Below are 602 nucleotides of genomic sequence, written 5' to 3'. Positions count from 1 at the left end.
ATTGTTCAGCGTCTCCTTCAGGAAGGCCGTTACCCTAAACCAGCGGCCCGACAAAACCAATATATTTGACATAAATAGCCGCCAAGGCGCTTTTTTGTTGATTTTATTAAACAGCTCCGCGCGCGCGGGGCACTAACGCACAGCACGCACGTCAAACCCTCAACGCATTCAGGACAAGGGGCCCATCATGAGTATCGAAAGCATCGTCGACTTCAGTGAAGCCAGCACCGCCGCCGAGCACTATCGCCCTGCACCGGAAAAGGTCTTTAAGGGCGATCCGGCACAAACCCTCTACAACCACTACAACAGCCCCTGCGGACAGATGAGCGCGGGGGTCTGGAATGGCGAGCCCGGGCAGTGGCAGGTGAGTTACTCGGAGCATGAGTATTGCGAGATTGTGCAGGGTGTTTCAGTCCTGCGCGACGAGCAGGGCAACGCGAAAACCCTGCGCGCAGGCGACCGTTTCGTGATTCCGGCCGGCTTCAAGGGCACTTGGGAGGTGCTGGAAACATGCCGCAAGATTTATGTGGTGTTTGAAGCCGCTGCGGATAAATAAGTACTGCCCTTGCAGCTATGCCAGGAGCGCAGACACAAAAAAAACC

General features: G+C 55.6%; 1 protein-coding gene. It reads left to right on the top strand.

What is annotated here, in order from left to right; genetic code table 11:
- Nucleotides 1-187: 187 nt before the first annotated feature.
- Nucleotides 188-556 carry a cupin domain-containing protein gene (locus ALO64_RS00540; protein WP_002551516.1) on the top strand — a complete coding sequence of 123 codons (369 nt, stop codon included), beginning with the start codon at nt 188-190 and terminating at the stop codon, nt 554-556.
- Nucleotides 557-602 lie beyond the last annotated feature (46 nt).

The organism is Pseudomonas meliae (genome assembly GCF_001400515.1).
Classification (GTDB): domain Bacteria; phylum Pseudomonadota; class Gammaproteobacteria; order Pseudomonadales; family Pseudomonadaceae; genus Aquipseudomonas; species Aquipseudomonas amygdali.
The sequence above is the reverse complement of the archived record's forward strand: the minus strand, read 5'-3'. Positions and strand labels throughout refer to the sequence as shown.

Excerpts from the sequence above, each read along its gene's own strand:
- ALO64_RS00540 (WP_002551516.1), top strand. The coding sequence starts at position 188 with ATGAGTATCGAAAGCATCGTCGACTTCAGTGAAGCCAGCACCGCCGCC.